Here is a 26,690-nt window from a genome sequence, read left to right on the forward strand (position 1 = left end):
GCTGACATCACCCGCAGACATCGTCGGCTCAGAAGACCAGTCGTCAGCTGCCCAGCAGATGCCCCAGGTCGTAGGCCGAGGCCACGTCGACCTGGTCGAGCGTGCACGAGCGCGGTTCGCGATCGGGGCGGAAGCGCACCAGCGTGACGGCGTGACGGAACCGTCGTCCCTCCAACTGGTCGAACGAGACCTCGACGACCAACTCGGGGCGCAGCGCGATGAAGGCACCGTGGTCCCAGGGGCCGAGCCGGTTGCGGGCATTGCTGGGCGGCAGGATGAGCCCCTCACCCTCGGGCGCCCGCAGCGGATCGAGTTCGTCCGCGAGCACCTCTCGCATCCGGTCGGAGAGGGCGCCGATGCCACCCACGTTGACCAGTTCACCGCGCTCGTCGTACATGCCGAGCAGCAGCGAACCGACCCCGTGACCGCGGGCGTGGCGCCGATAGCCCACCACGACGGCCTCGGCGGTGCGGGCGTGCTTCACCTTGAGCATGCTGCGTCGTCCGGGTTCGTAGACGCCCTGACGCTGCTTCACCATCACGCCGTCCAGCCCCGCGCCCTCGAAGGTGTGGAACCACTCGCGCGCCAGTTCGGCGTCATGGGTGACCGTGGTGAGGTGCACACCCTCGGCCGGGTCGACGCCACCGAACAGGCCCTCGAGCAGCTCGCGGCGGGTGTCGTAGGGCAGGTCGAGCAGACTGGCGTCGTCCAGGGCCAACAGGTCGAAACAGACCAACTCGGCGGGGGTCGAGCGGCTCAACCGATGAATGCGCTTCAGCGCCGGGTGCACGCGCGCCGACAGGGCGTCCCAGTCGAGTCGCTGCCGGCCGGCGGGCCCGGTGCGGACGATGATCTCGGCATCGACGACACACCGCTCGGGCAGGCTGACCCGCACCCGTTCGACCACCTCGGGGAAGTAGCGAGTCAGTTGCTTGTTCATGCGGCTGATCAGTTCGATCTGGTCGCCGTCGCGCAGGATGATGCAGCGGAATCCGTCCCACTTGGGTTCGTACGCGTATCCACCCAGAACCGAGTCCGCGGGCGGGATGTCATCGATCAGCCGCGCCAGCATCGGCGCGATGGGCAGGTCGATGGCCAGTCGCATGCCCCCCATCATGGCAGGCCCGGCGACCGGCGTGTCGTCCCGGACGACCGGGCGGTCGTGCGGTGTGAGCAAACCCACACCCGCCGACAGCGGCAGGCGAGTGCGCCCCGATTGGTCGGCGCGGGAGCGTTTGCACCCTAAGATGGGAGTCCGTGGGCAGCGCGAAAATGACCAAGCACGTGTTCGTGACCGGCGGAGTGGTGTCTTCGCTCGGCAAGGGATTGACGGCCTCCAGCCTGGGCAGCCTGCTCGTGGCGCGTGGTCTGAAGGTCACCATGCAGAAGCTGGATCCGTACCTCAACGTCGATCCGGGCACCATGAACCCCTTCCAGCACGGCGAGGTGTTCGTCACCGAGGACGGCGCCGAGACCGACCTCGACATCGGCCACTACGAGCGCTTCCTCGACGTCAACCTGACCGCCGACGCCAACGTCACCACCGGCAAGGTGTACTCGTCGGTGATCGCCAAGGAGCGTCGCGGTGACTACCTGGGCGACACGGTGCAGGTGATTCCGCACATCACCAACGAGATCAAGGACTCGATGCTCGCCATGGGCGGCAAGGGCGTCGACGTGGTCATCCACGAGATCGGTGGCACGGTCGGTGACATCGAGTCGCTGCCCTTCCTTGAGGCGGCCCGCGTGGTGCGTCACGAGATCGGTCGCGAGAACGTCTTCTACCTGCACGTCTCGTTGGTGCCCTACATCGGTCCGTCGGGGGAGATGAAGACCAAGCCCACCCAGCACTCGGTGGCGGCGTTGCGCCAGGTGGGCATCCAGCCCGACGCCATCGTGTGCCGCGCCAATCGCGAGCTCGGCGAGGGCATCAAGCGCAAGATCGCCATGAGCTGCGACGTCGACGAAGAGGCCGTGGTCGCCTGCATTGACGCCCCCTCGATCTACAACATTCCGCGGGTGCTGCACGACGAGGGGCTCGATGCCTACCTGGTGCGCCGCCTCGACCTCAGCTTCCGCGACGTCGACTGGAAGCGTTGGGACGATCTGCTGGACCGGGTGCACCACCCGACCGACGAGGTCACCATCGCCCTGGTCGGCAAGTACATCGACCTGCCCGATGCCTACCTGTCGGTCACCGAGGCCCTGCGCGCCGGCGGCTTCGGCAACCGTGCCAAGGTGAACGTGCGCTGGGTCGCCTCCGACACCTGCGAGACCCCCGAGGGGGCCGAGGCCCAGCTGGGCGACGTCGACGGCGTCTGCGTGCCCGGAGGTTTCGGCATCCGCGGCGTCGAGGGCAAGCTGGGCGCACTGAAGTTCGCTCGCGAGAACCAGATTCCGACGCTGGGGCTCTGCCTGGGTCTGCAGTGCATGGTGATCGAGGCCGCCCGCAACGTGGCCGGCATCGCCGACGCCGCCTCCAGCGAGTTCGATCCGGCCACCGAACACCCTGTCATCGCCACCATGGCCGAGCAGCAGTCGATCGTCGATGGCGGGGGTGACCTGGGCGGCTCGATGCGCCTGGGGTCGTACCCGGCCGAGCTGAAGCGCGGATCGCTGGTCTCGCGGTTGTACGGGAAGAGCCGGGTCGAGGAGCGCCACCGCCACCGCTACGAGGTGAACAACGCCTACCGCGAGCAGCTGGAGGCCGCCGGGCTGGTGTTCTCCGGACTGTCGCCCGACCGCAACCTCGTGGAGTTCGTCGAGTTGCCCACGTCGGTGCACCCGTTCTACGTGGCCACCCAGGCCCACCCCGAGCTGAAGTCGCGGCCCACTCGTCCGCACCCCCTGTTCCAGGGACTGGTCGAGGCGGCTCTCAAGCGCAAGCTGGCCGAGCGGCTGCCCGTCGATCAGGAGCCGGGCGACCACGGCGACAGCACCGACGAGCAGGCTCCCGACACCACTGAGCAGGCATGAGCGAGCCCCTCGCCGACCGCGCCGAGGCGTGGCCCGTCACGGGCCACCGCGTGCTCGGACGGGGGCGGGTGTGCACGTTCGTCGAGGACGAGCTGGCCGCCCCCGACGGCGGCGAACCCTTCCGCAGGCAGTACCTCACCCACCCCGGGGCCGTCGGCATCATCGCCGTCGACGACCGCGACCGGATCGCCGTCGTGCGCCAGTACCGCCATCCGGTCGGCATGGTGCTGGTCGAACCACCCGCCGGGCTGCTCGATGTGGCGGACGAGCCCCCGCTGCTCGCCGCCCAGCGTGAACTGGCCGAAGAGGTGGGTCTGGCGGCCGACACCTGGCGCGTGCTGGTCGACGTGGCCACCAGCCCCGGCGGCTCGGAGGAGTCGGCGCGGGTGTTCCTGGCGACCGACCTGCGGGAGGCGCCTCGTCCCGACGGGTTCGTGCTCGCCGACGAGGAGGCCCACATGACTCCCGGGTGGGAGGCGTTCGACGACGTGGTCGACGGCGTGCTCGCCGGTCGGCTGCAGTCGCCGCTGCTGGTGGCCGGCGTGATGGCGCTGGCCGCCGCCCGCGCGACCGGACGAGAGCTCCGTGACGCCGACAGCCCGTGGCCGGTGCGGGCGATCCATGCCGGGCAGCACCGTGAGCGCGCCTGAGCCCACGCCTGTCCCAGCCCGCGAGGCGAGCCCCGCGTTGACCCGGTTCGTGCGGGGGTACCTCGACCACCTGCGGGTCGAGCGGGGCCTGTCGGCCAACACCCTCACCAGCTACCGCCGCGACCTCGAGCGGTATCTGACCTTCCTCGCCGAGCGCGGTATCGCGGCTCCCGACGAGATCACTGCGACTGATGTCAGCGAGTTCGCCCGCGCCCTGGCCGACGGGCACGGCGGCCGTCAGCCGTTGGCGCCCGCCTCGGTCGGACGATCCGTGGTCGCCGTCCGCACGCTGCACGCGTTCGGGGTCGCCGACGGCATCACCACCGACAACCCGGCCGCCGACGTCGCGCCGCCGCGGCTGGGACGACGCCTGCCCAAGGCGCTGACCATCGACCAGGTGCAGCGCCTGCTCGACCAGCCCGACACCGCCGAGGTCGACGGCCTGCGCGATGCCGCCCTGCTCGAGCTGCTCTACGGCACCGGGGCGCGCATCTCGGAGGTGTGCGGACTCGACGTCGACGACGTGCAGCGCACCCTCGCCGACCCCGCCAACGGGCTGCGCCTGTTCGGCAAGGGCAGCAAGGAACGGGTGGTGCCGCTGGGGCAGTACGCCCGCCGGGCCGTCGAGGCGTGGCTGGTGCGGGGTCGTCCGGTCTGGTCGGCGAAAGCGGCGACGCCCAGCCCGGCGTTGCTGCTGAACAGCCGGGGAGCGAGGGTGTCGCGCCAGTCTGCGTGGGCCGTGCTACAGCGACACGCCTCGTCCGCGAAACTGGGCATCGAGGTGAGCCCGCACTCGCTGCGCCACTCCTTCGCCACCCATCTGCTCGACGGGGGAGCCGACGTGCGGGTGGTGCAGGAACTGCTCGGCCACGCCTCGGTGACGACCACGCAGATCTACACGATGGTCACCGTCGACCACCTGCGCGAGGTGCACCGGACGGCGCATCCGCGCGGCTGAGCCGAGCGAGCGCGCCTCATCACGGCTAGGCTCGCGCTGATCAGGTCCCGAGGTGCCACCGGCCGGCGGGCCCCACTGACGTCTGACAGAGAGGTGACGAGGTTGAGCGACTCCGAAGCGTTGTTCACCGTCCAGCAGCCGACGACCGGGCTCGAGTCCGAGCAGGTGTCGGCCGGCGAGATGGGGCCCACGGGTCGTCCCTGGCCAACCCTGCCCGAGGTGAGCGCTCCCGAGCGTGCCGGCGGGCAGGCGCTGGTGATCGCCATGACCAACCAGAAGGGCGGGGTCGGCAAGACCACCACCACCATCAATCTGGGCGCGGCGCTCGTCGAGACCGGTCGTCGGGTGCTGCTGGTCGACTTCGACCCGCAGGGATCGTTGTCGGTGGGGCTCGGGGTCAACCCGCACACGCTCGAGACCAGCATCTACAACCTGTTGATGTCTCGCCGGCTCGACATTCATGACGTCATTCAGCCCACCACCGTCGAGGGTCTCGACATTCTGCCGTCGAACATCGACCTGTCGGCGGCCGAGGTGCAGCTGGTCAGTGAGGTGGCCCGCGAGCAGACCCTGCTGCGGGTGCTCGAGAAGGCCAAGCCCGACTACGACATCATTCTCATCGACTGCGCGCCGTCGCTGGGTCTGCTCACCGTGAACGCGCTGACCGCCTCCGACAAGGCCATCATTCCGCTGGAGTGTGAGTTCTTCGCGCTGCGCGGCGTGGCCCTGCTGACCGACACCATCGGCAAGGTGCAGGACCGCCTCAACCCCGACCTCGACATCCTGGGCATCGTCGGCACCATGTACGACGCCCGCACCCTGCACAGTCGCGAGGTGCTCGAGCGCGTCGTCGACGCCTTCGGCGACAAGGTCTTCCACACCGTCATCCGGCGCACCGTGAAGTTCCCCGAGACCACCGTCGCCGGCGAACCGATCACCACCTATGCCTCGTCGTCGCCCGGCGCGACGGCCTACCGTTCCCTGGCCCGCGAGGTGCTCGCCCGATGCCCCGGCGCGTGAACCTGCCCGGGGCGAACGAACTGTTCCGCCCCACCGACCCACGACCCCGTCGGTCGCGCACCACACCGGACGCGGAACCGTCCCAGCCCACCGAGCCCACCGGGCCCACCGGGGCCGCTCCGGCAGCGACGGGGCGCGTGCGCCACGACGAGAAGATCACCGTCTACGTGTCATCGGACGAACTGATCGCCCTCGAGCGGGCGCGGCTCGACCTGCGTGCGCAGGGCGTGGTGGCCGACCGCGGCAAGCTGGTGCGCACCGCCATCGCCATGGCCCTGAGTGGCCTCGCCGCCGACGGCGCCGACTCCGAGCTGGTCAGGCGACTGGCCGGCGAATGAGCCCCGCAGCGGCAGTCGGGCAGCCGGTCGCCGACGAGACCCTCAGCACCGGTGGTTTCACGCTGCACCTGGACAACTTCGAGGGGCCCTTCGACCTGCTGCTGCAGTTGATCAGCAAGCACAAGCTCGACGTCACCGAGGTCGCCCTGTCGAGGGTCACCGATGAGTTCATCGCCCACGTCAAGGCGGGCGGCAAGGGATGGGATCTGGAGCAGACCAGCTCGTTCCTGCTGGTGGCCGCCACCCTGCTCGACCTCAAGGCCGCGCGCCTGCTGCCCCAGGGTGAGGTCGACGACGAGGAAGACCTGGCCCTGCTCGAGGCCCGCGACCTGCTGTTCGCCCGACTCCTGCAGTACCGGGCGTTCAAGATCGTCTCGGCCCTGTTCGCAGACCGGCTGGGGGAGCAGGCGCGACGGTTCGCTCGTCCGGGTGGATTGGAGCCGCGCTTCGCCGCCCTGCTGCCCGAGGTGACGTTACCCAGCCCTGAGCGACTCGCCGAGGCCGCCGCCCGCGCCCTCACCCCCGTGCCAGCCGCCACGGTCGGGCTCGAACACCTGCACCAGAACACCGTCAGCGTGCAGGAGCAGGCCCAGTTGGTCGTCGCCCGATTGCGTGCCAAGAGGGTGCTGACCTTCCGGGAACTGGTCGCCGACGCCGACCGGCTGACCACGGTCGCCAGATTCCTGTCGCTCCTGGAGTTGTTCCGCGAGCACGTGATCGCCTTCGAGCAGTTGACCGCGCTGGGGGAGTTGACCATCCGCTGGACGGGGGACGAGGAATCCACCCTCGAGATCTCCGACGAGTTCGACCAGCCGCCCGCGACCGAGGAGACGCCATGAGCGAGACCACCGACCCCGGAGCCCACGACGGTGAGGCCCAGAAGAGTGAAGGCCTGACCGGCGCCCTCGAGGCGCTGCTGCTGATGGCCACCGAGGCCATGACCGCGACCGAACTCGCCGAGGCCACCCAGGCACCCGTCGACGACGTCGAACGCACCCTGCTCGAGATCGCCGCCTTCTACGACGAGCACCGGCGGGGGATCGACCTGCGTCGGCTGGCCGGGGGCTGGCGGTTCTGGACCCGCGCCGAGCATGCCGACCTGATCAGCGCCTGGGTGCTCGAGGGGCAGCATTCGCGGCTCTCGCAGGCCGCTCTCGAGACGCTGGCCGTGATCGCCTACCTGCAACCCATCGCGCGCTCCCGGGTCTCGGCCGTCCGTGGGGTGAACGTCGACGGGGTCGTGCGCACCCTGCTCGCCCGGGGACTGGTCGCCGAGGCCGCCCCGACCGGCGAGTCGGGGCAGCGCGGTGCGGGACTGCTCACCACCACCGACCACTTCGCCGAACGCATGGGGCTGGAGTCGTTGGCCGACCTGCCGGAACTGGCACCGCACCTGCCCGACGCCAGCGCGTTGGAGGAGGAGTTGGCGCGAGCGGTGTACCCCGAGGACACTGGTGCCGACACCCTTGAGACCCCCACGGGAGACAGTGATGACTGAGACAGACCCGCCGATCGACACGGCCGGGGAGCCGGACGAGACCGAGCAGGAGATCCGCCTGCAGAAGGTGCTCGCCCAGGCCGGCATCGCCTCCCGGCGCGCCTCCGAGGAGCTGATCAGCGACGGGCGCGTCGAGGTCAACGGGCAGGTGGTGGTCGAGCTCGGCACCCGCGTCAATCCCGAACGCGACACCATTCGCGTCGACGGAGCCCGCATCCCACCGCCCCGGCGGCACCAATACCTGGTGTTCAACAAGCCGCGCGGCGTCGTCTCGACGATGGACGACCCCGAGGGCCGCCCGTCCCTGAGTGACTACCTGGGCGAGAAGCGTCGCCACGAGCGGCTGTTCCACGTCGGCCGACTCGACACCGACACCGAGGGCCTCATCCTGCTGACCAACGACGGTGAGTTCGCCCACCGCATGGCGCACCCGAAGTACCACGTGCCCAAGACCTATCTCGCCGAGGTCGAGGGACTGCTCGACAACAAGGTGCTGCGCCGCCTCGAGAAGGGGCTGCGGCTGGACGACGGCCCGGTCAAGCCCGATCGGGTGAAGCTGGTCAGTCGCGCCGAGTCGCGGTCGCTGGTGGCGATCACCCTGCACGAGGGTCGCAACCGCATCGTGCGCCGCATGATGGATTCGGTGGGTCACCCGGTGATCAAGCTCTCGCGTCAGGCCATCGGGCCCGTGCGTCTGGGCAGCCTGCGGCAGGGTGAGATGCGTGACCTGAGCCGCGACGAACTCGGTGGGCTGCTCGACCTCGTCGAGATGTGAGGGTCGTGCATGGGGTCGGCTGAGCCGAACACGACGGGCTGCGGCTTCATGCCGCGGCGCGTGCGCGGGCTCGAGACCGAGTACGGCCTGCAGGTCGAGGTACAGCAGGCACCCACCGCCGAGCTCGCTGGCTGGCGACGGCTGGGGGCCGACGAGGCCGCCCGGCAGCTGTTCCGGCCGGTGACGACGGTGAACGCCACCACCAACGTGTTCCTGCGCAACGGCGGGCGGATGTATCTCGACGTCGGGTCGCATCCCGAGTACGCCACCGCCGAGTGCGACCGGATCGACGACCTGGTGGCCCACGACCGGGCCGGCGATGCCGTGATGAACCGGTTGGCCGACCGGGCGCTCGCGATGATGGCAGCTGAGGGCGTGGTCGGCCGGGTGCGGTTGTTCAAGAACAACCTTGATTCGCACGGCAACTCCTACGGCAGCCACGAGAACTACCAGGTGCGGCGCGACACCACCCTGCGGGCGTTCTCGGCCGCACTGACCCCGTTCCTGGTGGTGCGCCAGTTGCTGTGCGGGGCGGGTACCTTCGTCCGCTCGGGTGAGGCGGCCGGCGAGTTCTGGCTGAGTCAACGGGCCGCCCACATGTGGGACCCGTTGTCGTCGACCACCACCCGGTCGCGCCCGATGATCAACACCCGGGACGAACCGCATGCCGATCCGCAGGTGCACCGTCGGCTGCACGTGATCGTCGGCGACTCGAACCTCGCGCAGCCGACGCTGGCGCTGCGGGTCGCCGCCACCGAACTGATGGTGCGCGCCGTCGAAGAGGGTCACCACTTCGCGTCGCTCGCCCTGGCCGATCCCGGCCAGGCCATCCGTGACACCGCCCGCGACCTGACCGGCCGGGTGAGCCTCGACCTCGCCGACGGCGGCACCGCCAGCCCCCTCGCCCTGCTCGAGGACTGTCTGGCGGTTGCCGAGCGGTACACCGCGGACGAGGCCTGGCTCGTCCGCGCCGTCGACGACTGGCGTCGGGTGATCACGGCCGTGGCCGACGGTCGCCTCGACCTGATCCACCACGACATCGACTGGGCCATCAAGCTGCGCCTGCTGACCCGCGATCGCCAACGCCGGGGCGGCGCCCCCGACCCCGCGCGGTCGGCCCAGCTCGACCTCGCCTTCCACGACATTCGGCCCGGGCAGGGGCTGTTCGGGCGACTCGAGGAGGCCGGGCAGGTCGCCACCCGGGTCGAGGCCGGCGTCATCGACGCGGCGGTGGATCGTCCGCCCTCGACCACCCGGGCCCACCTGCGGGGTGCGCTGATCAGCGCGGCCCAGCGTCATGAGCGCAGCCACACCGTCGACTGGATGAGCTTCAACTGCCGTGACCTCGACCAGGGCAACGTGATCTGCCCCGATCCGCTGGCGGCCGAGGACCCACGAGTCGAGCGACTGATCGACCGCATGGCGAGCGAACCGCGCGCCGGACGCTCCTCGACGTTCACGATCTCCTGAGCCACACCCGAACGCCCCGCGTTACGGGGCGGGCGATCCGGCCCGGTACGCTGGCCGGGTGCACCGACCCGAACTGACTGCCTCCTCGACCGTCCGACGCAGCCTCATCTCCCGGCGAACCGTGGGGCTGTCCTCGCTGGCCGCCGCCGCCGGGGCGTTGGCGGGCTGTTCCGACTCGTCCGCCGACCCGGCTCCCAGTGGCGCCTCCGTCGTGCCGACCGGTTCCGCGAGCTCCACCCCGACGGGCTCGGCGAGCGCCACGCCAACCGTGAAGCCCACGGTGCTGGCCAATCTCGACGCCATCAAGGTCAACGGAGCCTTCGGCAAGCTGCCCGCCGTGCTCGCGCCGTGGCCGCTGACCTCGGCCGAGACCCAGTCGAAGGCGTTGGTGGCGGGCACGGGCGCCACCGTCGCCAAGGACGGCCTGGTCGAGGTGCACTACGTCGGCCTGAATGCCCGCACCGGCAAGAGCTTCGACGAGTCGTTCAGCAAGGGCGCGGCCGCCTCGTTCTCGCTGGGGCAGGTCGTGGCCGGCTTCCAGAAGGGCCTCGAGGGCAAGAAGGTCGGCGACCGGGTGCTCATCCTGATGCCCTCCAAGGACGGCTACGCCGACGGCAACCCCGACATCGGCATCGAGAAGGGCGACGCGCTGGTCTTCGTCGTCGACATCCTCGGCACGTCGTTGGCGAAGGTGACCGGCACCGCCACCGCCCCCGCCGGGTTCCCCACCGTCACCGACAATGGCGACAAGGCCCCCACGATCACCATCGGCTCGGCCGCCAAGCCCGACAAGACCACCAGCGCCGTGCTCATCAAGGGCGCCGGTCGAGCCGTCGCCGCCACCGACGCCGTGCAGGTGCAGTACACCTGCGTCAACTGGGACACCGGCGACGTCGTCGCCCAGACCTGGTCGACCGGCGCCGCCTCGGGCCCGCTGTCGAGCCTGATCCCCGCCTGGAAGAGCCAACTGGTCGGCAAGACCGTCGGCTCGCGGGTGATGGTGGTTGCCGTGCCGGCCGACGCCTACCCCAAGGGCAACGCCACCCCGTCGGTGCCCGCCGGGGCCACGCTGGTCTACGTGATCGACATCCTGTTCGCATCAGCCTCCCAGTGAGCCGACTGCCAGTGAGCCGACTGCCAGTGAGCCGATTGCCAGTGAGCCGGTCAGGTCTGGGGGGAGCTCACCTGGGGTAGCACCGTCCAGTCCGCGGCCGGATCGGCCAGGGTCGGTTCGATCCAGCCGCGCACCAGCTCGACGGCGGCGGGGCGATCCGGCGCTCGTCCGGTCTCGACGAGCTGCCCCAGCGTCACCGCCCCGTCGCGCTTCGCGAGCCGACGCCCGTCGGCGTTGACCGCGAGCCCCACGTGCACGTAGCTGGGCTGAGCGAACCCCAGCCGGGTTGCCAGCCACGCCTGCCTGGGCGCCGAGTCGAGCAGGTCGCGGCCGCGGGTCACCTGGGTGACGCCCTGCAGCCCGTCGTCGACCACCACGGCCAGGTTGTAGGCGGGCGTGCCGTCGTTGCGCTCCACCACGAAGTCGTCGACGATGCCGGTCACGGCCCCCGCGAACCGGTCGTGCACGGTGTGCGTGGCCCCGTCGGCTCGCACGCGCAGGGCCGCCGGACGATCCCGGGCCCGCCAGGCGCGCTCGGCCTCGGTGAGGCGCGAGCAGGTTCCCGGGTAGGCGCGGAAGCCGTCATGGGGGGCCTGGGACGCCTCGGCGATGTCGCGTCGGCTGCAGAAGCAGGGATAGGTCTCCACCCGCGCGAGCGCGTCCCGGTAGAGGTCGAGGCGATCGGACTGCCACACCACGTCGGCATCGGAGCGCACCCCGAACGCCGCCAGGTCGGCCAACTGCCGCTCGGCCACACCGCGGGCCGCCGCCACCCGCTGCTGGTCGAGGTCTTCCACGCGAATCAGGTGCTGGAGACCGGCCTCGTCCGCGAACCGCTGCGACAACACGGCCGTGCGCACATTGCCCAGGTGCAACTCGGCGGTGGGGCTGGGCGCGAATCGACCACTCACCCCGGTAGTGTCTCGTGCAGGTCACGCACGCGTACGGAGGCTCGGGAGCATGTCGGCGAAGAAGTCGGAACGGCTGGTCAACCTGGCGTTCCTGTTGCTGTCGAGCGGGCGACCGCTGACCAAGCGCGAGATCTTCGCCGGGGTCGACGGCTACGCCGAGTTGAGCGGCAGCGGCCTGGAACGCACCTTCGAGCGAGACAAGGACGACCTGCGGGCCCTCGGCATCGAGATTCGCACCCTGAAGGGCACCGACGAGTGGTCGACCCCCGACAGCTACCTGATGGAGCGCTCCGACTACGAGCTGCCACCGGTGGAGTTCACCGAGGAGGAGGCCGCCGTGCTCGGCGTGGCCGCCCACGTGTGGGACGAGACCGGTGCCTCGGGCCCCACGGTGATGGCGCTGGCCAAGCTGCGCGCCGCCGGGGCCCGCATCGAGCCGGGCACGTCGGGCCTGCCGTTCCGGCCGGTGCTCGGCGCGCGCGAGCCCAGTTTTGAGGCGTTGTTCGACGCCGTCACCAGCCGCCAGGTGGTCGAGTTCACCTACCGCGGCGGCGCGGAGCCGCGCCGGGTCGAGGGCTGGTCTCTGCCGTACCGCAACGGGTCCTGGTACCTGATCGGCCACGACCAGACCCGGGGGGCCACCCGCTGCTTCAAGGTGGCGCGCATCTCCTCGCCGCCGAAGGCCGTGGGCCGCCCCGAGGCCTACACGGTGCCGGCCGACCACGACCCCCAGCAGGCGCTGGCCTCGCTGGCGCCGGGCGAAGACACGGATGTGGCCCTGCTGGCGGTCCGCGAGGGCCACGCGCCCAGGTTCACCCGCCGTGGGCAGCGGGTCGAGTCGCCGGTGCCGCTGCCCGCAGGGTTCGCGTGCTGGCGGGTGCCCTACAACCGGCACAGCGACATGGTGGGGGAGGCCGCCTCGGTGTGCGCGCATGCGGTGGTGCTGCAACCGGCCGACCTTCGCCGGGCCGTGGTCGACCACCTGCGCGCCCTCGCCGATGCCGGGGTCGAACCGGGCACCCACCAGACCGAGCGGGAGGTCGTCCGATGAAATCCACCGACCAGCTGGGGCGGCTGCTGACCCTCGTGCCCTACGTGCAGGCCAACCCCGGGGTGACGGCTGCCGAAGTGGCCGAGCACTACGGCACCACCGAGGCCCAGATCATCAGGGACCTGAAGGTGCTCTGGTTCTGCGGGCCCAACAATCAGCCGGGCCAGCAGTTCGACTTCAACATGGAGGCCATCGAGGAGGGCGAGCCGATCGTCGTGCTCAACGGTCAGGACGTGCGCCGCCCGCAGCGCTTCCACCAGGGTGAGGCGATGGCCCTGCGGGTCGCCCTGGTCGCCCTGCAGCCGATCGTCCCGACGGAACAGCAGGCCGTGGTAGCCAGCACGCTGGCGAAGATGGAGGCCGTCTCGGGCGGGTCCGGGGCGGTGGCGGTGCAGCTCTCGTCGGGTTCCGACCAGATTCGGGCGGCCCTGGCCGACGCGATCGCGGCCGGACGACGCGTCAGCCTGAGCTATGACGGGCTCAGTCGCGGCGCCACCAGCACTCCCGAGGTCGATCCGGTCGAGGTGGTCGTGCGCGACGGTTTCGCCTACCTGCGTGGGTTCTCGATCGATCGGGACGACTGGCGCACCTACCGGCTCGACCGCATCGTCGAGGTGGTCACCCGGGACGAACCGATCGGCGAGCACGGGCCGTTGCCGGAGCTCGGGTCGGGCTGGTTCTCGGCCGACCAGGGCCACCAGGTCACCCTGACCTTGGCCCCTCGGGCGCGGTGGGTGACCGAGTACGACCCCGTCGACGACGTCACCGCCTTGGACGACGGCCGCGTGCGGGCCACCTTCCAGGTGGTGGACGAGGGCTGGCTTGCCCTGCGACTGTTGCAGTTGGGTAACGGTGTGGAGGTCGTCGACCCGCCCGAGGCGGCCGTGGCTGCGCGCGAGACGGCGCGGACCGGGCTCGACCTCTACGACGCGATCGGCTGAACGGCGGTCGTCGCGTTGGTCACACCCGTGTAACGTGCAGGCGTGCCGGGGGAGCGGCCGTTGTTCCCCCGACGTAGCATGAACCAAGAGTGCAGCGGAGCCTCCGCCGCACCGGAAGAAGAGAGACTGACATGCCCTTTGGACTGGGATGGCCCGAACTGCTGATCATCCTCGTGGTGGCCCTGTTGCTGTTCGGTGGCAGCCGCCTCGCAGGCATCGGCAAGGGAACCGGCCGCGCGATCCGGGAGTTCAAGGAAGAGACCCAGGGGCTGCGGGACGCCGACAAGAAGAAGGAATCCGAGAAGGCCGAGCTCGACCCCGCCAATCAGGTCGTGACGCCCCCCACCACCCAGGCTCCCACCACCCAGCAGGCCCCCGTGGTCGACGCCGAGGTGGTCGAGCAGCCGAAGCAGAACTGACCGTTCTGATTCCCTGACGAGACGTCGACCGCGCCATGACGACCACCACGGAGCCCAAGAAGCCCAAGCTCAACCTTGGCTGGCTCACGCCTCCTCCCAAGACGGAGGACGGCACCATGGCGCTGGTCGACCACCTCAAGGAGTTCCGCTATCGCGTGATGATCTCGGGCATCGGCGTGGTGGTGCTGATGGGCCTGTCGATGGCCTTCTACAAGTACCTGTTCGCCTTCATGCTGCAGCCCGCCTTCGAGGCCGAGCGCATCTACAAGGCAGCCCATCCCGAGAACGCCGCGAACGTGTCCTTCACCGTCGAGGGCATCACCGGCGGATTCATGCTCATGCTGAAGATCGGCGGCGTCGCCGGCCTGATCCTCAGCTGCCCCATCTGGCTCTACCAGTTGTGGGCGTTCATCCTGCCTGGCCTGCTGGCCAACGAGAAGAAGTACGCCGTGCGCTTCCTGGGCGCGGCCATCCCGCTGTTCCTGGCGGGTGTCGCCCTCGGTTACTGGATCAGCCCCAAGGGTTTCGCCGTGCTGATGAACTTCAACCCGGCTGGCGTGCAGAACCTGAACGAGCTCTCGGAGTTCCTGGCCTTCCTGATGCGCATGCTGTTGGTCTTCGGGTTGAGCTTCCTGCTGCCGGTCGTCGTGGTCGCACTGAACATGCTGGGTGTGCTCAAGGCCGCCACCCTGAACAAGTACCGCAACCTGTCGATCTTCGGCTGCTTCCTGTTCGGGGCCATCGCGACCCCGTCGGTCGACCCGTTCTCGATGCTGGCCCTGTCGATCCCGATGGTCGCAATGTTCTTCGTCAGCGTGGGCATCTGCACGGTGAACGACCGGCGTCGCGCCGAGAAGGCCGCCGCCTCCGGCGAGGTCGTGCTCGACGAGTCGAAGATCTCGATCGACTGACCGCACCGGTGGCGCGCTGCCACCGGAAATGCTGGAACAATCTCAGCTGTGTTCAACCGCTACGACGGCCCGACGATCACCTTGGTGGTGAACCCGAAGGCGGGCCGCGGGCGCGCCGGGCGGGTGTTGCCCAAGGTGTGCGCGTCGCTGCTCGCCGCCCTGCCCGACATGCACCTGCGCGTGCACCAGGCCACCAGTTTCGACGATGCCCGTCTGCGGACGATCCAGGCCGTCTCGGCGGCGCGGCCCTCGTCCGACGGAAGGCCCTCCCACGACACCCTGGTGGTGATGGGTGGTGATGGCATGGCGCATCTGGGCGTCAACGCGGCCGCGACCAGCGACGTGCCGTTGGGCATCATTCCCGCGGGCACCGGCAACGACTTCTGCCGCTCGGCCGGCCTGCCGGTGAGCCTGCGGGGGGCGATCCAGACCATCGTCGCCCGTCACATCGACAGCATCGACCTCAACGAGGTCACCGGCGACCTGGTCGACCGGGCCGAGCGCCGCTGGGTGGGCTGCTCGGTGTGCACCGGTTACGAGGCGGTGGTCAGCCAGGGGGCGTCGAACAGCGCGTTGAAGCTGGGAGGGCTCACCTACGGGGTGACCGCGCTGCGCGAACTGGCGCGGTTCTCGCCGATCGCCTACGAGCTAGAGATCGACGGCGAACACCGCACTCTCGATGCGATGTTCGCCACCGTCTGCAACGGGGCCTACTTCGGTGGCGGCATGAAGGTGGCGCCGCGCGCCGACCTGCACGACGGCGAACTCGACGTCACCATCGTGCACCCCGTCTCGCGGGGCCTGCTGTTGAGGTTGCTGCCGCGCATGTATGACGGCGGCTTCGTCAAGCACCCGGCCGTCGAGACGCTGCGGGCGCGGTCGGTGCGCATCCGCACGGAGCCCTCGATGATCGCCGACGGTGACGGCGAACTGCTGGGGCGCACCCCGGTCGCCGTGCGCAGCGTGCAGGGGGCTCTCCGGCTGATCGTGCCGGGCACGTCGTCCGATGGTTCCGCAGGGGGGAGACGGGCGTGAGAGAACCCATGGTCGAGGTGGCCAGGGGGCCGCTGCTGAGCCAGTTCGTGGCCGACTACGACTTCGAGCTGGACGAGTACCAGCTCGAGGCGTGCGCCCGGGTGGAGGCGGGCGCCGGGGTGCTGGTCGCCGCACCCACCGGCGCGGGCAAGACGGTGGTGGGGGAGTTCGCGGTGTTCTGCGCGGTGCAGCGCGGCACCAAATGCTTCTACACCACCCCGATCAAGGCGCTGTCGAACCAGAAGTTCCACGATCTCGAGGATCGCTACGGCTCCGAGCGGGTCGGCCTGCTCACGGGCGACACCAGCATCAATGGCGAGGCGCAGGTGGTCGTGATGACCACCGAGGTGCTGCGCAACATGATCTACGCCGACTCGCCCACCCTGGCCAACCTTGGCTATGTGGTGATGGACGAGGTGCACTACCTGGCCGACCGTTTCCGCGGAGCGGTGTGGGAAGAGGTCATTCTCGGGCTGGCTCCCTCGGTGCAGGTGGTGTCGCTGTCGGCGACCGTCTCGAACGCCGAGGAGTTCGGCGACTGGCTCGACGAAGTGCGCGGGCGGGTCGACGTGGTGCTGTCGGAGCGTCGCCCGGTGCCGCTGTACCAGCACGTGATGGTGGGCCGTCGCCTGCACGACCTGTTCGACGGTGACGCCCCCACCGCGGTGGCCCTGCCGTCGGCCCGACCGCCGGAGGTCAACCCCGAGCTGCTGTCGGTCTCCAAGCAGGAGGCGCGCGCCGTCAGGGACGACTCCCGTCGCCCTCGAGGCCGCTCCGGCAAGGGCAAACGCCAGGCCGGTTATGGCTCAGGCTCCTACGGTGGCGCGGCCCATGGGCGGCATTCGTCCGACTCGCAACGCCGGCTCACCCCCCGGCGCGACGGCATGGTCGAGGCGCTCGCGGCGGCCGACCTGTTGCCGGCCATCTGTTTCATCTTCTCCAGACAGGGCTGCGACACGGCAGTGCGGCAGCTGCTGCACTCGAACGTGCGGCTGACCAGCGCGCGCGAGGCCCGACAACTGCGCGAGATCTGCGAGCGGCACGTGGGCGGCATGCCCGCCGACGACCTGCGGGCGCTGGAGTTCGACGTCTTCGCCGAGGCCTTGTCGCGGGGAATCGCGGCGCACCACGCCGGCATCCTGCCCGCCTTCAAGGCGGTGGTCGAGGAGGGATTCGCGGCCGGGCTGATCAAGGTCGTCTTCGCCACCGAGACCCTGGCCCTGGGCATCAACATGCCGGCGCGCACCGTCGTCCTCGAAAAGCTGGTCAAGTACAACGGACAGGCCCACGTCGACATCACGCCGGGGGAGTACACCCAGTTGACCGGACGAGCCGGACGCCGCGGCATCGATGTCGAGGGCCATGCCGTGGTGCTCTGGCAGCCGGGGCTCGACCCCCGGGCGGTCGCCGGTCTGGCCTCGCGGCGCACGTACCCGCTGCGGTCGTCGTTCTCGCCGACCTACAACATGGCCGTCAACATGGTGGGTCGACTCGGACGGGCCAAGGCCAGGGTGCTGCTCGAACAGAGCTTCGCCCAGTTCCAGACCGACCGCAACGTCGTCGGGATCGCCCGCGAGGTCGAGCGCACCCAGCAGCAGATCACCTCTCACCTCGAGGCGGCGGCCTGCGAGCGGGGGGACTTCCTGGAGTACGCGCGCATCCGCGACCAGATCGGGCAGCTGGAATCCGAGTCGGCGCGGAATCGGAAGACCGACCTGCGCGCCGAGTCGGTCGACTCGCTCTTCCGGCTGGAGTCCGGCGACCTGATCTGGGTCACGGGTGGGCGACACGCCGGTTGGGCCGTGGTGGTCGACCCGGGGCGCGCCAAGGGGTCCGACCCGACGCCGCTGGTGATGACCGAGGGACGAGAGCTCACCCGGCTCTCGCTCAAGGACTTCCCGCAGCCCACGACCGCGGTCGGCAAGGTGCGGATCCCGAAGAAGTTCGACCCGCGCGTCGCCTCGGCTCGCAAGGCGCTGGCCTCAGCGCTGCTCGACCGGGTGCGCACGCTCGAGCCGGTGCCGCCGCCGCGCGTGCGGCCGGAGCGGGACGAGGAGATCGCCGCGGAGATCGCCGTGCTGCGGCTGCGGCTCAAGGAGCACCCCTGCCACGGGTGCCCCGAGCGGGAGGCCCACGCCCGCCACGCCGAACAGGCGCTGCGGCTGGAACGCGATCTCGCCACGTCGGAGGCGCGGATCGCAAGGCGAACGGCGACCATTGCCGCGAAGTTCGACCGCATCTGCACCGTGCTCACGTCGCTGGGCTACCTCGATGCGGACGACCCCGACGTGGTCACGGCCGACGGCAAGCGGCTGGCGCGCATCTATTCCGAGCTCGACCTGGTGACCGCGGAATGCCTGCGCGACTCGGTGTTCGACGATCTGGATGCGCCGCAGCTGGCCGCGGTGCTCTCGTCCCTGGTGTATGAGTCACGGCGGGAGGCCACGAAGGTTGCCCGGATGCCCGATCGTGCCTCGGAGGCAGCCCAGCACCGGGTGCGGGAGGTCTGGCGTCGGGTCTCGTTGGTGGAGCGTGACAACCGGCTCGACCGGGCCAAGGACCCCGACATCGGCTTTGCCGAGGCTGCGCATGCGTGGGCCAGAGGGGCCGAGCTCGGCGACGTGCTCGAGGCCACGGGCCTGCCGGCGGGTGACTTCGTCCGCTGGGTGCGGCAGGTGATCGACATGGCCGGACAGGTGGCCGACGCTGCCGGCCCGGGCGAGGTTCGCCGACGGGCGCGTCAGATCGTGGAGTTGATGCGTCGCGGGGTCATCGAGTTCGACCCCGACGAGGACTGAGGCTTCCTCAGTCGCGCCCCCGCCTGGCCAGCCCCTCATGCCCACCTCCAGCCGACTTGGCTTCAGTTGCGGCACTTGGCTTCGGTTCTGGAGCGAAGCCATGTGCGACAACTGAAGCCAAGTCGCGTTCGGGGGTCGGTGTTTGGGTTGGCCGGCTGGATAGATGTATGCGTAGATGCATACATCAGCTAGCATGAGCACGTGAACTCCTTCCTGCCCTGGCACGCGACCCCCGACACCGGCCCGGTCGCCGCCCGCATCGCCGCCGCCACCGCCGAACGGATCGTCGACGGCCGCCTGGGTGCGGGGGAATGGGTGACCGAGGCCGGCATCGCCGAACCCTGGGGGGCCAGCCGCACTCCTGCGCGGGAGGCGATGGTGCAGTTGTCTCGCTGGGGACTGGTTCGCCTCGTGCCCAAGAAGGGGGCGCTCGTGACAACCGTCACACCCGAGGAGCGCCGGGACCTGCTCGACGTGCGGGTGATGGTCGAGTGCCGAGCCGTCGAGACCGTGGCGGACGAACGCCCCGCCCTCGTTACCCGCCTGGCAGAGGTGGTGGCGGCCCAGCGCGAGGCCCTCGAGCGCGGCGACATCTCGACCTTCGCCGACCTCGACGTGACCTTCCATCTGGGCATCATCGGCGCGGGCGGCAATGCCGTGGTCGACGAGTTGATGGCGACGCTGGGCCCGCGGTTCGCCCGCCTGATCCACCACGCCGTCACCGGGAATCCCCGTGCCGCCACCGTCTTCTGCGATGAGCACGCGCGACTCGCCGAGCTGGTCGCGGCGGGCGACTCGTCCGCCTTCGAGACGTTGCTGGAGCGCCACGTCGCCTTCGGGCACGGCCTGGCTGGACAGGCCCGGTGAGCCGTCCGAAGCCGTGGGTGTTCGTCGCGCCGGCGGCGTTCATGATGGCCTGGGGCGGCAACCACTTCACACCGCTGCTGCACCTCTACGAGCAGGTCGGCCACTACGCCCCGTGGCAGGCCAACCTGCTTCTGGGCACCTACGTCTTCGGGCTGATTCCTGGCCTGCTGGTCGCGGCCAGCCTGTCGGACCAGCACGGACGACGGCCCGTCATGCTGGCGGGACTGGTGGCCAGCGCCGTCGGGAACCTGCTGCTGGCGGTCGGACTGCACTCGTTCCTGGTGCTCTGCCTGGGTCGGGCACTCGCCGGTGTCGGTGTCGGCGTGGCGATGAGCGTCGGATCGAGCTGGATGAAGGAACTCTCCAGCCCGCCCTTCGAGCACGATGCCGGCGTGGGCGCGGGGGCCCGTCGTCCCTCGTTGACCCTCACGGTCGGGTTCACCCTGGGGGCGCTGGTCACCGGCGTCCTGGCGCAGTGGGCTCCCGACCCCACCCGATTGCCGTTCCTCGTGCACCTCGGACTGTGCGTTGTGTCGATCGCCGGGGTGGTGAGGGCGCCCGAGAGCCTCTCCACTCAACGGCGGGCCAGTGGGGCCTGGTGGCGCGACCTGCGCGTGCCTGCCGCCGGGCATCGCACGTTCACCACGGTGGTGGTGCCGGCGGCTCCGTGGGTCTTCGGGGCTGCCGGGGTGGCCTACGCGATCATGCCGGCGATCGTGTCGTCGGAGCTGGGGCAGTGGAACACCCTGTACGCCACCGTGCTGACGGTGCTGACGCTGGGCTCAGGGGCGCTGGTGCAGCCGTCGGTGTGGCGCATCGAGCGGGCCACCAGCGGGCGCGCTCTGTTGGTGGGGCTCGGGCTGATGACGGTGGGCATGGTGCTGGCCGTGGTGGCGGCGGTGATCGCCAGCCCGACCTTCGCGCTCGCGGTGGCCGTGATTCTCGGGGTCGCCTATGGCATCACGGTCGTGGCGGGGTTGACCATCGTCCAACGCATCGCCGGACCCACCGATCTGGCGGGCTTGACCGGGGTCTACTACGCACTGGCCTACGCGGGGTTCCTGCTGCCCACCCTGCTGGCGGCCCTGCTGCCGTGGGTCGGCTACGGGGCCTCGCTGGCGGTCGTCGCGGTGGTCTGCGGCGGGTGTTGGCTGCTGGTCAGCGGGCCTTCGACCCCTCAGTAGGCCTTCGAGACCGTCGACATGTTGAACCCCGGCACCCTCACCGGCGGCATCTGCGTGAGCGTGAACCAGTCATTCCACTCACGGCAGAGCACCTGTTCCGACACGCCCACCTCGGTGATGCGCCGCAATAGGTCGACCGGCGACTCGTTCCATCGGAAGTTGTTCACCATGCCGGTCACCTTGCCGTCCTCGACGAGGTAGACGCCGTCGCGGGTCAGCCCGGTGAGCAGCAGCGTCTCGGGATCGACCTCCCGGATGTACCACAGGCAGGTGAGCAGCAGTCCCCGCTGGGTCGAGGCCACCAGCTCGTCCAGGGTCGCGGTGCCGCCAGCGTCGACGATCAGGTTGTCGGTCGGCCACGGCAGCGGACGATCCTCACCCGCGGCACCCGTGGCGGCCAGCTCGGCCCTGGTCTCGATCAGCGTCGCCAGTCGGCCCTCGTCCAACCACGTCTGCCGACCGACCGGCACGCCGTTGTCGTGCACCGACATCAGACCAGCCTCGGACGAGCCCGTGATCGCGAACGGGGCCCGCTCGAGCCTGGCCGCGGCCGGGTCGGACCACATCGAGATCGGCAACGTCGCCAGCTGTTCCCCGACCCGGGTGGTGCCGTCGGGCGCCGAGAACACGGTGCTGCCCTCGCGGGCATCGCGGCCCGACATCGTCCAGTAGGCGTAGATCAGCAGATCTGCCAGGGCGCCGCCGGGCAGGATAGTCTCGTAGCGGCCGGCGGGAAGGTCGATGCGGTTCTCGCACCAGCTCAGTCGCTCCAGCACCTCGGCCGTCAGGGCCGCGATGTCGATGTCGGTGAAGTCGGGGGTTGCTCGTCCGACCCAGGCCGACCCGATCAGGTCGGGGTGCTTGGCGTTCAGTTCGAGTCGACCCATGCGCTCGACCGCACGCCGGCGCGTGCCTGCGGTGCTGCCCAGCCAGACCGTGGTGACGGCGTGCTCGGCGAAGCCGAAGAAGAGGTGATGGTCGCCGGCCTCGTCGAACGAGCGACCCAACCCCGAGGCGAGCTCGGTGAACGCCGCGATGCCGCCAGGGGCGGCCGCAGCGGTGAAGTCGTCATCGCGGCCGCCGTCGAACAGGGGTGCGGCGTCGTCGTCCGGGGTGCCCGAGGCGGCCAGATCGGCGGCCCGGCGGACGAGCGCGACCACCTCGTCGGCCGAGGTGACCGGCGCGTCGAGGCAGCCCGAGGCCACGCCACCGGCGGCGAGGTTCGCCAGGGCCACCACTTGGGCGGTGCGGGTGTGCATCTGGCCGTTGGTGGTGAGCGCGTTGTTGGCCCAGCGCAGGTTGGCGCTGGTGGTCTCGCGGACGATCACCACGCAGCCGGCCTCGGCTCCGGGCAGGTCCGCGGCGGCGGTCAGGGCCTGCTCGATCCAGTCCGACGGGGTGGGAGCGGGAGTGGTGGTCATCAGGCCTGTCCTTCCTCGACGGTGTTCAGCACGTTGACGCCTCGGAAGAGGCAGGCTGGCGCGCCGTGGGAAACGGCGGCGACCTGGCCGGGTTGGCCCTTGCCGCAGTTGAAGGCCCCGGCCAGCAGGTAGGTGTCGGGGCCGCCGACGGCCTCCATCGAACCCCAGAACTCGGTCGTGGTTCCCTGGTAGGCGGCGTCTCGCACCTGTTCGCCGGTCAGCTTGCCGTTCTTGATCACCAGGAAGCGCTGCCCCGTGAACTGGAAGTTGAACCGCTGCATGTCGATCGACCAGGACTTGTCGCCGACCACGTAGAGCCCGTTCTCGACCCGGCCGATCAGGTCGTCGAGGCTGAGGTTGTCGGTGCCCGGCTGCAGCGAGACGTTGGGCATGCGTTGCAGGGGAATGTGCCCGGCCGAGTCGGCGAACGCGCAGCCGTTGGATCGTCCCAGGCCCTTCTCGAGCGCCATCTGCCGGTTGAGCTGGTACCCGACGAGCACCCCGTCGCGGATGATGTCGAAGGACTGGGCGGCCACACCCTCGTCGTCCCAGCCGACGGTCGCGAGCCCGTGCTCGGTGATCCGGTCACCGGTGACGTTCATCACCTCGGAGCCGTATTGGAGTGTGCCCAACTGGTCGAAGGTGGCGAACGAGGTGCCGGCGTAGGCGGCCTCGTAGCCCAGCGCCCGGTCGAGCTCGGTGCCGTGGGCGACCGATTCGTGGATCGTCAGGAACAGGTTGCTGGGGTCGATCACCAGGTCGGTCGGCCCGGCCTTCACCGACGCGGCGCGCACGTTGGCGGCCAGGTGCTCACCCATGCCGGCGATCTCGGCGTCGAAGTCCCATCCGGTGCCGGTGAGGTATTCCCAGCCGCGGCCAGCGGGGGGTGCGATCGTCCGCATCGACGAGAAGCCGGAATCGGACACGTTGGTGGCGGTGAACTCCGGGTGCACCCGCACCCGCTGCTGGCGGGTGCGGGTGCCCGCCAGATTGGCGAAGAAGGTGTTCTCCTGCACCGCCATCAGCGACGACTGGGTGTGGCTGACTCCGGCCTGACCACCGAGCGCCTCCGAGAGTTCGAGCAGGCGGGCGAGGCGCTCGCGCTCGGGCACGTCGAACGGATTGACGTCGTAGGCCGAGATCCACGTGCCCGTGTGCACGGGTTCGTCGGCGAGGTCGACCTCGCGCGGGTTGAGCGGCGCGCTCACCTGGGCGATGGCCACGGCCTGCTCGGCCAGGGTGCGCGCGGCCTCGGTGGTGAGCGTGATCCCGGCGGCGAATCCCCACGAGCCGCGGTGGATGACCCTGATGCTCAGGCCCAGATCGACCGAATCACTCGACCCGGTCAGGCGGGCGTCACGCAGACGAGTGATGGCGGTGCGGTGGCGTTCGATGCGCACGTCGGCGTGGCTGGCACCCAACTCCTTGGCCCGGGTGAGAGCGGCATCGGCCAGCGCGTCGAGGGGGAGCGAGGTGAACGTGGGGTCGAGCTCGGTCATGGGCACCAACCTAGTGGGCGGCCGGGGTTCACTTCCGCACCTTTGTGGCGGTCATCGCCGAGGTGGGCACCAGACGGACGACCAGCCCGCGCTGGCTAGGCTGACCCCATGGTGCAAGTCGCTCTCGTTGACTCCGGTGGCACGAACATCGGTTCGGTCGCCGACGCCGTGGAACGCCTCGGTGGCACGGCCCGGCTGACCGCCGACCCCGCCGAGATCCTTGCTGCCGACCGGGTGATCCTGCCCGGGGTCGGTGCCGCCGGGGCCGCAATGACGCGCCTGCGCGAACTCGACCTGATCGGCGTGCTCCGCGAGGTGAGGGTGCCGATGCTCGGGGTCTGTGTGGGCGCCCAGCTGCTGTTCGAGCACTCCGAAGAAGATGGTGGCGTCGACCTGCTCGGCTTCCTGCCCGGGGTGGTCGCCAAGCTGCCCGGCAGCGAGCACGTGCGCATTCCCCACATGGGCTGGAACACCCTCGAGCTGCTGGCCGACGACCCGATCCTGGCGGGTCTGTCGACGGGGGAGCGGGCCTACTTCGTCCACTCGTATGCGGCCGCGGTGAGCGACGACACGCTGGCCGCCTCCGAGCACGGCACGCGGTTCGCCGCCGTCGTCCGCCGCGGTGACGTGTGGGGTTGTCAGTTCCACCCCGAGAAGTCCGCCGGCGTCGGATCGCGGCTGCTCGCCAACTTCCTGGCGCCGACCCTGCTCGAGGAGGTGGCCGCATGAGCGTGGCCCGCCGCATCATTCCCTGCCTCGACGTGCGCGACGGGCGCGTCGTGAAGGGCACCCAGTTCCGCGACCACGTCGACATGGGCGACATCGTCGAGCTGGCCGACCGCTACCGCGTCGAGGGCGCCGACGAACTGGTCTTCTACGACATCACCGCCTCCCCGCAAGGGCGTGCGGTCGACATCGACTGGGTGCGCCGGGTGGCCCGCGCCATCGACATTCCCTTCTGCGTCGCGGGCGGCATCTCGTCCGTCGACCAGGCGCGGGCCGTGTTGCACGCCGGAGCCGACAAGATCTCGATCAACACCCCCGCCACCCAGCGCCCCGAGCTGATCACCGAACTGGCCGAGGCCTTCGGGGTGCAGTGCGTGGTGGTGGGCGTCGACTCCCTGCGCGACCCCGACGGCCAGTGGCGCATCCGCCAGTTCACCGGAAACCCCGACGCCACCCGCGCGCTCGAGACCACGACGCTCGACTGGATCACCCGGGTGCAGCAGCTGGGTGCCGGTGAGATCGTGCTCAACTGCATGGGCTCCGACGGTGTGAAGTCGGGCTATGACCTCGAGCAACTCACCGCCGCACGTTCGGTCTGCCACGTGCCCCTGGTCGCCTCGGGCGGCGCCGGGGCCATCGGCCACTTCGTCGACGTCTTCCGCGAGGCCGATGTCGACGCCGCGCTGGCCGCCTCGGTCTTCCACTCGGGCCAGGTACCCATTCCCACCTTGAAGGACGACCTCGCGGCCGCGGGCATCGAGGTCCGCCGCCCCCACCTCGAAGGAGTCACCGCATGAGTCAGCCCACCGCCGCAGTCGCCCCCTCCCGCATTGCCTGGGTTCCCTACGAGGCCGAGGAGGCGACCCGCATCCTCGGTGTGCACGACGGCGTCACCTACCGCGCCTACACCGACGCCGACACCCCACCCGGGCCGCTGTCGGAGGTGAACTTCCTCGTGGTGCCGTACATGTCGGGCGGCGGCGTGATCCACCGACCGGACGAGCTGACCGCCCTCGAGGTGGTGCAGATGCAGAGCGCCGGCTACGACAACGTGCCCGAGCTGCCGGTGGGCGTGCCCCTGTGCAACGCGGCCGGTGTGCACGACTCCGCCACCGCCGAGTTGGCCGTGGCCCTCACCCTCGCCCACGCTCGCCACCTCGACGACTACGCCCGCAACCAGACCACCGGCACCTGGCAGGGGGAGTGGGCCACCGGCCTGGCCTACCGCCGGGTGACGATCATCGGGTACGGGCACATCGGCAAGGCCATCGAGGCACGGGTGGCGCCGTTCGAACCCACCGTGATCCGCAAGGTGGCCCGCTCGGCCCGCGACGGCGTCGAGCCCATCGAGAACCTGCCGCAGGTGCTCGCCGAGACCGACGTCGCCATCATCATCCTGCCGCTCACCGACGACACCCGCGGGCTGTTCGACGCCGCCATGCTGGCTCACCTGCCCGACGGGGCGATGGTCGTCAATGTCGGACGAGGGGCCATCATCGACACCGACGCTCTCGTGGCCGAGGTCTCGTCCGGTCGACTGCACGCGGCCCTCGACGTGACCGACCCCGAGCCGTTGCCCGCCGACCACCCGCTGTGGTCGTCCCCGAACGTGCTGATCAGCCCCCACGTGGGCGGCTACACCAACGCCTTCAACCCTCGTCGCGACCACTTGCTGCGCGCGCAGATCGCCCGCTGGGCCGCCGGCGAACCGCTCGAGAACGTCGTGCGAGAGGCCAGGGCGTGACCGCGGCCAGCGACTGCTTGTTCTGCCGCATCGTCTCGGGCGAGATTCCCGCCCGGGAGGTGTACCGCGACGAGCGGGCCGTCGCCTTCCTCGACCTGTCACCGAAGTCGCCCGGCCACACGCTGGTGGTGCCGGTCGTTCACACCGACGATCTCACCAGTGAGCCGGCGGGTCTGCCGCTGATCGCGGAGGCGGTCACCGCGGTCGCCCGCACGATCACCGAGCGCCTCGCAGCCAGCGGGATCAACGCCCAGATCAACTCGGGGGCCGCGGCGGGCCAGGAGGTCTTCCACCTGCACGTGCACCTGGTGCCGCGCTACGCTCCCGGTTCGGCACCCGCGGCGGATGCCGAAGAGATCAGGACCCGGCTCACCACCTGAAGAC

At 70.2% G+C, this 26,690-nt stretch carries 25 protein-coding genes and 1 pseudogene; 22 read left to right on the forward strand and 4 right to left on the reverse strand.

What is annotated here, in order from left to right; all coding sequences use genetic code 11:
• Positions 1–43 precede the first annotated feature (43 nt).
• Positions 44–1,105: an ATP-dependent DNA ligase gene (locus ACSDQ9_RS00055; protein WP_435142359.1), complete on the reverse strand. Its 1,062-nt coding sequence runs from the start codon at positions 1,103–1,105 to the stop codon at positions 44–46.
• A gap of 167 nt (positions 1,106–1,272) precedes the next feature.
• On the opposite strand from ACSDQ9_RS00055, the gene ACSDQ9_RS00060 reads away from it, so the two are divergent.
• The 10 genes from ACSDQ9_RS00060 (at position 1,273) to ACSDQ9_RS00105 (ending at position 10,799) form a co-directional block, all read left to right on the forward strand.
• Entirely contained in the window at positions 1,273–2,976 is a 1,704-nt protein-coding gene (locus ACSDQ9_RS00060; protein ID WP_435142360.1) for a CTP synthase, read from the forward strand.
• The gene (locus ACSDQ9_RS00065) at positions 2,973–3,626 is read left to right on the forward strand and encodes an NUDIX domain-containing protein (RefSeq protein WP_435142361.1); all 654 of its coding nucleotides are present in this window, start codon (positions 2,973–2,975) and stop codon (positions 3,624–3,626) included. Before ACSDQ9_RS00060 ends, ACSDQ9_RS00065 begins: the two co-directional genes overlap by 4 nt.
• 37 nt (positions 3,627–3,663) lie before the next feature.
• A complete protein-coding gene (gene xerD / locus ACSDQ9_RS00070; protein WP_435142363.1) occupies positions 3,664–4,584 on the forward strand; it encodes a site-specific tyrosine recombinase XerD in 921 nt (306 codons plus the stop codon).
• Between the two features lie 102 nt (positions 4,585–4,686).
• Positions 4,687–5,604 (forward strand): ParA family protein, encoded by a 918-nt coding sequence (locus ACSDQ9_RS00075; protein WP_435142365.1) that lies wholly within the window; start codon positions 4,687–4,689, stop codon positions 5,602–5,604.
• On the forward strand, positions 5,589–5,942 hold the full coding sequence (locus tag ACSDQ9_RS00080) for a hypothetical protein (RefSeq protein ID WP_435142366.1): 354 nt from the start codon (positions 5,589–5,591) through the stop codon (positions 5,940–5,942). Before ACSDQ9_RS00075 ends, ACSDQ9_RS00080 begins: the two co-directional genes overlap by 16 nt.
• On the forward strand, positions 5,939–6,781 hold the full coding sequence (locus tag ACSDQ9_RS00085; RefSeq protein ID WP_435142367.1) for a segregation and condensation protein A: 843 nt from the start codon (positions 5,939–5,941) through the stop codon (positions 6,779–6,781). The genes ACSDQ9_RS00080 and ACSDQ9_RS00085 overlap by 4 nt, the downstream gene beginning before the upstream one ends.
• Positions 6,778–7,440, forward strand: coding sequence for an SMC-Scp complex subunit ScpB (gene scpB / locus ACSDQ9_RS00090; protein ID WP_435142369.1), 663 nt, complete (start codon positions 6,778–6,780; stop codon positions 7,438–7,440). Before ACSDQ9_RS00085 ends, scpB begins: the two co-directional genes overlap by 4 nt.
• Positions 7,433–8,215 carry a pseudouridine synthase gene (locus ACSDQ9_RS00095; RefSeq protein WP_435142371.1) on the forward strand — a complete coding sequence of 261 codons (783 nt, stop codon included), beginning with the start codon at positions 7,433–7,435 and terminating at the stop codon, positions 8,213–8,215. Before scpB ends, ACSDQ9_RS00095 begins: the two co-directional genes overlap by 8 nt.
• Before the next feature lie 9 nt (positions 8,216–8,224).
• Positions 8,225–9,685 carry a proteasome accessory factor PafA2 family protein gene (locus tag ACSDQ9_RS00100; RefSeq protein WP_435142373.1) on the forward strand — a complete coding sequence of 487 codons (1,461 nt, stop codon included), beginning with the start codon at positions 8,225–8,227 and terminating at the stop codon, positions 9,683–9,685.
• Positions 9,686–9,743: 58 nt separating this feature from the next.
• The gene (locus ACSDQ9_RS00105; RefSeq protein WP_435142375.1) at positions 9,744–10,799 is read left to right on the forward strand and encodes an FKBP-type peptidyl-prolyl cis-trans isomerase; all 1,056 of its coding nucleotides are present in this window, start codon (positions 9,744–9,746) and stop codon (positions 10,797–10,799) included.
• Between the two features lie 50 nt (positions 10,800–10,849).
• On the opposite strand, the gene gluQRS is transcribed toward ACSDQ9_RS00105, so the two are convergent.
• Positions 10,850–11,710 (reverse strand): tRNA glutamyl-Q(34) synthetase GluQRS, encoded by an 861-nt coding sequence (gene gluQRS / locus ACSDQ9_RS00110; protein WP_435142376.1) that lies wholly within the window; start codon positions 11,708–11,710, stop codon positions 10,850–10,852.
• A gap of 49 nt (positions 11,711–11,759) precedes the next feature.
• Here gluQRS and ACSDQ9_RS00115 point away from each other — a divergent pair, with 49 nt between their 5' ends.
• The 8 genes and pseudogenes from ACSDQ9_RS00115 (at position 11,760) to ACSDQ9_RS00150 (ending at position 20,916) form a co-directional block, all read left to right on the forward strand.
• Positions 11,760–12,761, forward strand: coding sequence for a helix-turn-helix transcriptional regulator (locus ACSDQ9_RS00115; protein ID WP_435142377.1), 1,002 nt, complete (start codon positions 11,760–11,762; stop codon positions 12,759–12,761).
• On the forward strand, positions 12,758–13,702 hold the full coding sequence (locus ACSDQ9_RS00120; protein ID WP_435142379.1) for a helix-turn-helix transcriptional regulator: 945 nt from the start codon (positions 12,758–12,760) through the stop codon (positions 13,700–13,702). Before ACSDQ9_RS00115 ends, ACSDQ9_RS00120 begins: the two co-directional genes overlap by 4 nt.
• Before the next feature lie 131 nt (positions 13,703–13,833).
• Positions 13,834–14,040 (forward strand): annotated as a pseudogene (gene tatA, locus ACSDQ9_RS00125) (twin-arginine translocase TatA/TatE family subunit); the annotation flags it as partial.
• 116 nt (positions 14,041–14,156) lie between these two features.
• Positions 14,157–15,032: a twin-arginine translocase subunit TatC gene (gene tatC, locus ACSDQ9_RS00130; protein ID WP_435142381.1), complete on the forward strand. Its 876-nt coding sequence runs from the start codon at positions 14,157–14,159 to the stop codon at positions 15,030–15,032.
• A gap of 48 nt (positions 15,033–15,080) precedes the next feature.
• Positions 15,081–16,067, forward strand: coding sequence for a diacylglycerol/lipid kinase family protein (locus tag ACSDQ9_RS00135; protein WP_435142383.1), 987 nt, complete (start codon positions 15,081–15,083; stop codon positions 16,065–16,067).
• An 8-nt stretch (positions 16,068–16,075) separates the two neighbouring features.
• Positions 16,076–18,865 carry a DEAD/DEAH box helicase gene (locus ACSDQ9_RS00140; RefSeq protein ID WP_435142756.1) on the forward strand — a complete coding sequence of 930 codons (2,790 nt, stop codon included), beginning with the start codon at positions 16,076–16,078 and terminating at the stop codon, positions 18,863–18,865.
• A gap of 201 nt (positions 18,866–19,066) precedes the next feature.
• Positions 19,067–19,732 (forward strand): GntR family transcriptional regulator, encoded by a 666-nt coding sequence (locus ACSDQ9_RS00145; RefSeq protein WP_435142385.1) that lies wholly within the window; start codon positions 19,067–19,069, stop codon positions 19,730–19,732.
• Positions 19,729–20,916 carry an MFS transporter gene (locus ACSDQ9_RS00150; protein WP_435142386.1) on the forward strand — a complete coding sequence of 396 codons (1,188 nt, stop codon included), beginning with the start codon at positions 19,729–19,731 and terminating at the stop codon, positions 20,914–20,916. The genes ACSDQ9_RS00145 and ACSDQ9_RS00150 overlap by 4 nt, the downstream gene beginning before the upstream one ends.
• Here ACSDQ9_RS00150 and ACSDQ9_RS00155 read toward each other — a convergent pair.
• The gene (locus ACSDQ9_RS00155) at positions 20,910–22,337 is read right to left on the reverse strand and encodes a metallopeptidase TldD-related protein (RefSeq protein ID WP_435142388.1); all 1,428 of its coding nucleotides are present in this window, start codon (positions 22,335–22,337) and stop codon (positions 20,910–20,912) included. The genes ACSDQ9_RS00150 and ACSDQ9_RS00155 overlap by 7 nt on opposite strands.
• The gene (locus tag ACSDQ9_RS00160; protein ID WP_435142390.1) at positions 22,337–23,836 is read right to left on the reverse strand and encodes a TldD/PmbA family protein; all 1,500 of its coding nucleotides are present in this window, start codon (positions 23,834–23,836) and stop codon (positions 22,337–22,339) included. The genes ACSDQ9_RS00155 and ACSDQ9_RS00160 overlap by 1 nt, the downstream gene beginning before the upstream one ends.
• A 108-nt stretch (positions 23,837–23,944) precedes the next feature.
• On the opposite strand from ACSDQ9_RS00160, the gene hisH reads away from it, so the two are divergent.
• Genes hisH through ACSDQ9_RS00180 form a run of 4 tightly spaced genes read left to right on the forward strand, consistent with a single transcriptional unit; the run spans position 23,945 to position 26,686 of the window.
• The gene (gene hisH / locus ACSDQ9_RS00165) at positions 23,945–24,565 is read left to right on the forward strand and encodes an imidazole glycerol phosphate synthase subunit HisH (protein ID WP_435142391.1); all 621 of its coding nucleotides are present in this window, start codon (positions 23,945–23,947) and stop codon (positions 24,563–24,565) included.
• Positions 24,562–25,359: an imidazole glycerol phosphate synthase subunit HisF gene (gene hisF, locus ACSDQ9_RS00170; RefSeq protein ID WP_435142393.1), complete on the forward strand. Its 798-nt coding sequence runs from the start codon at positions 24,562–24,564 to the stop codon at positions 25,357–25,359. The genes hisH and hisF overlap by 4 nt, the downstream gene beginning before the upstream one ends.
• On the forward strand, positions 25,356–26,306 hold the full coding sequence (locus tag ACSDQ9_RS00175) for a 2-hydroxyacid dehydrogenase (protein ID WP_435142395.1): 951 nt from the start codon (positions 25,356–25,358) through the stop codon (positions 26,304–26,306). The genes hisF and ACSDQ9_RS00175 overlap by 4 nt, the downstream gene beginning before the upstream one ends.
• Positions 26,303–26,686 carry an HIT family protein gene (locus ACSDQ9_RS00180; RefSeq protein ID WP_435142397.1) on the forward strand — a complete coding sequence of 128 codons (384 nt, stop codon included), beginning with the start codon at positions 26,303–26,305 and terminating at the stop codon, positions 26,684–26,686. Before ACSDQ9_RS00175 ends, ACSDQ9_RS00180 begins: the two co-directional genes overlap by 4 nt.
• Positions 26,687–26,690 lie beyond the last annotated feature (4 nt).

This window comes from Aestuariimicrobium soli (genome assembly GCF_051192575.1).
In the GTDB taxonomy this organism is placed as follows: Bacteria; Actinomycetota; Actinomycetes; order Propionibacteriales; family Propionibacteriaceae; genus Aestuariimicrobium; species Aestuariimicrobium soli.

What these genes read in the sequence shown, in the direction of transcription:
- ACSDQ9_RS00055 (WP_435142359.1), bottom strand. Translation starts at nt 1,105, where the DNA reads ATGCGACTGGCCATCGACCTGCCCATCGCGCCGATGCTGGCGCGGCTG.
- ACSDQ9_RS00060 (WP_435142360.1), top strand. Translation starts at nt 1,273, where the DNA reads ATGACCAAGCACGTGTTCGTGACCGGCGGAGTGGTGTCTTCGCTCGGC.
- ACSDQ9_RS00065 (WP_435142361.1), top strand. Translation starts at nt 2,973, where the DNA reads ATGAGCGAGCCCCTCGCCGACCGCGCCGAGGCGTGGCCCGTCACGGGC.
- ACSDQ9_RS00080 (WP_435142366.1), top strand. Translation starts at nt 5,589, where the DNA reads ATGCCCCGGCGCGTGAACCTGCCCGGGGCGAACGAACTGTTCCGCCCC.
- ACSDQ9_RS00085 (WP_435142367.1), top strand. Translation starts at nt 5,939, where the DNA reads ATGAGCCCCGCAGCGGCAGTCGGGCAGCCGGTCGCCGACGAGACCCTC.
- scpB (WP_435142369.1), top strand. Translation starts at nt 6,778, where the DNA reads ATGAGCGAGACCACCGACCCCGGAGCCCACGACGGTGAGGCCCAGAAG.
- ACSDQ9_RS00095 (WP_435142371.1), top strand. Translation starts at nt 7,433, where the DNA reads ATGACTGAGACAGACCCGCCGATCGACACGGCCGGGGAGCCGGACGAG.
- ACSDQ9_RS00100 (WP_435142373.1), top strand. Translation starts at nt 8,225, where the DNA reads ATGGGGTCGGCTGAGCCGAACACGACGGGCTGCGGCTTCATGCCGCGG.
- ACSDQ9_RS00115 (WP_435142377.1), top strand. Translation starts at nt 11,760, where the DNA reads ATGTCGGCGAAGAAGTCGGAACGGCTGGTCAACCTGGCGTTCCTGTTG.
- ACSDQ9_RS00120 (WP_435142379.1), top strand. Translation starts at nt 12,758, where the DNA reads ATGAAATCCACCGACCAGCTGGGGCGGCTGCTGACCCTCGTGCCCTAC.
- tatC (WP_435142381.1), top strand. Translation starts at nt 14,157, where the DNA reads ATGACGACCACCACGGAGCCCAAGAAGCCCAAGCTCAACCTTGGCTGG.
- ACSDQ9_RS00140 (WP_435142756.1), top strand. Translation starts at nt 16,076, where the DNA reads ATGGTCGAGGTGGCCAGGGGGCCGCTGCTGAGCCAGTTCGTGGCCGAC.
- ACSDQ9_RS00155 (WP_435142388.1), bottom strand. Translation starts at nt 22,337, where the DNA reads ATGACCACCACTCCCGCTCCCACCCCGTCGGACTGGATCGAGCAGGCC.
- ACSDQ9_RS00160 (WP_435142390.1), bottom strand. Translation starts at nt 23,836, where the DNA reads ATGACCGAGCTCGACCCCACGTTCACCTCGCTCCCCCTCGACGCGCTG.
- hisH (WP_435142391.1), top strand. Translation starts at nt 23,945, where the DNA reads ATGGTGCAAGTCGCTCTCGTTGACTCCGGTGGCACGAACATCGGTTCG.
- hisF (WP_435142393.1), top strand. Translation starts at nt 24,562, where the DNA reads ATGAGCGTGGCCCGCCGCATCATTCCCTGCCTCGACGTGCGCGACGGG.
- ACSDQ9_RS00175 (WP_435142395.1), top strand. Translation starts at nt 25,356, where the DNA reads ATGAGTCAGCCCACCGCCGCAGTCGCCCCCTCCCGCATTGCCTGGGTT.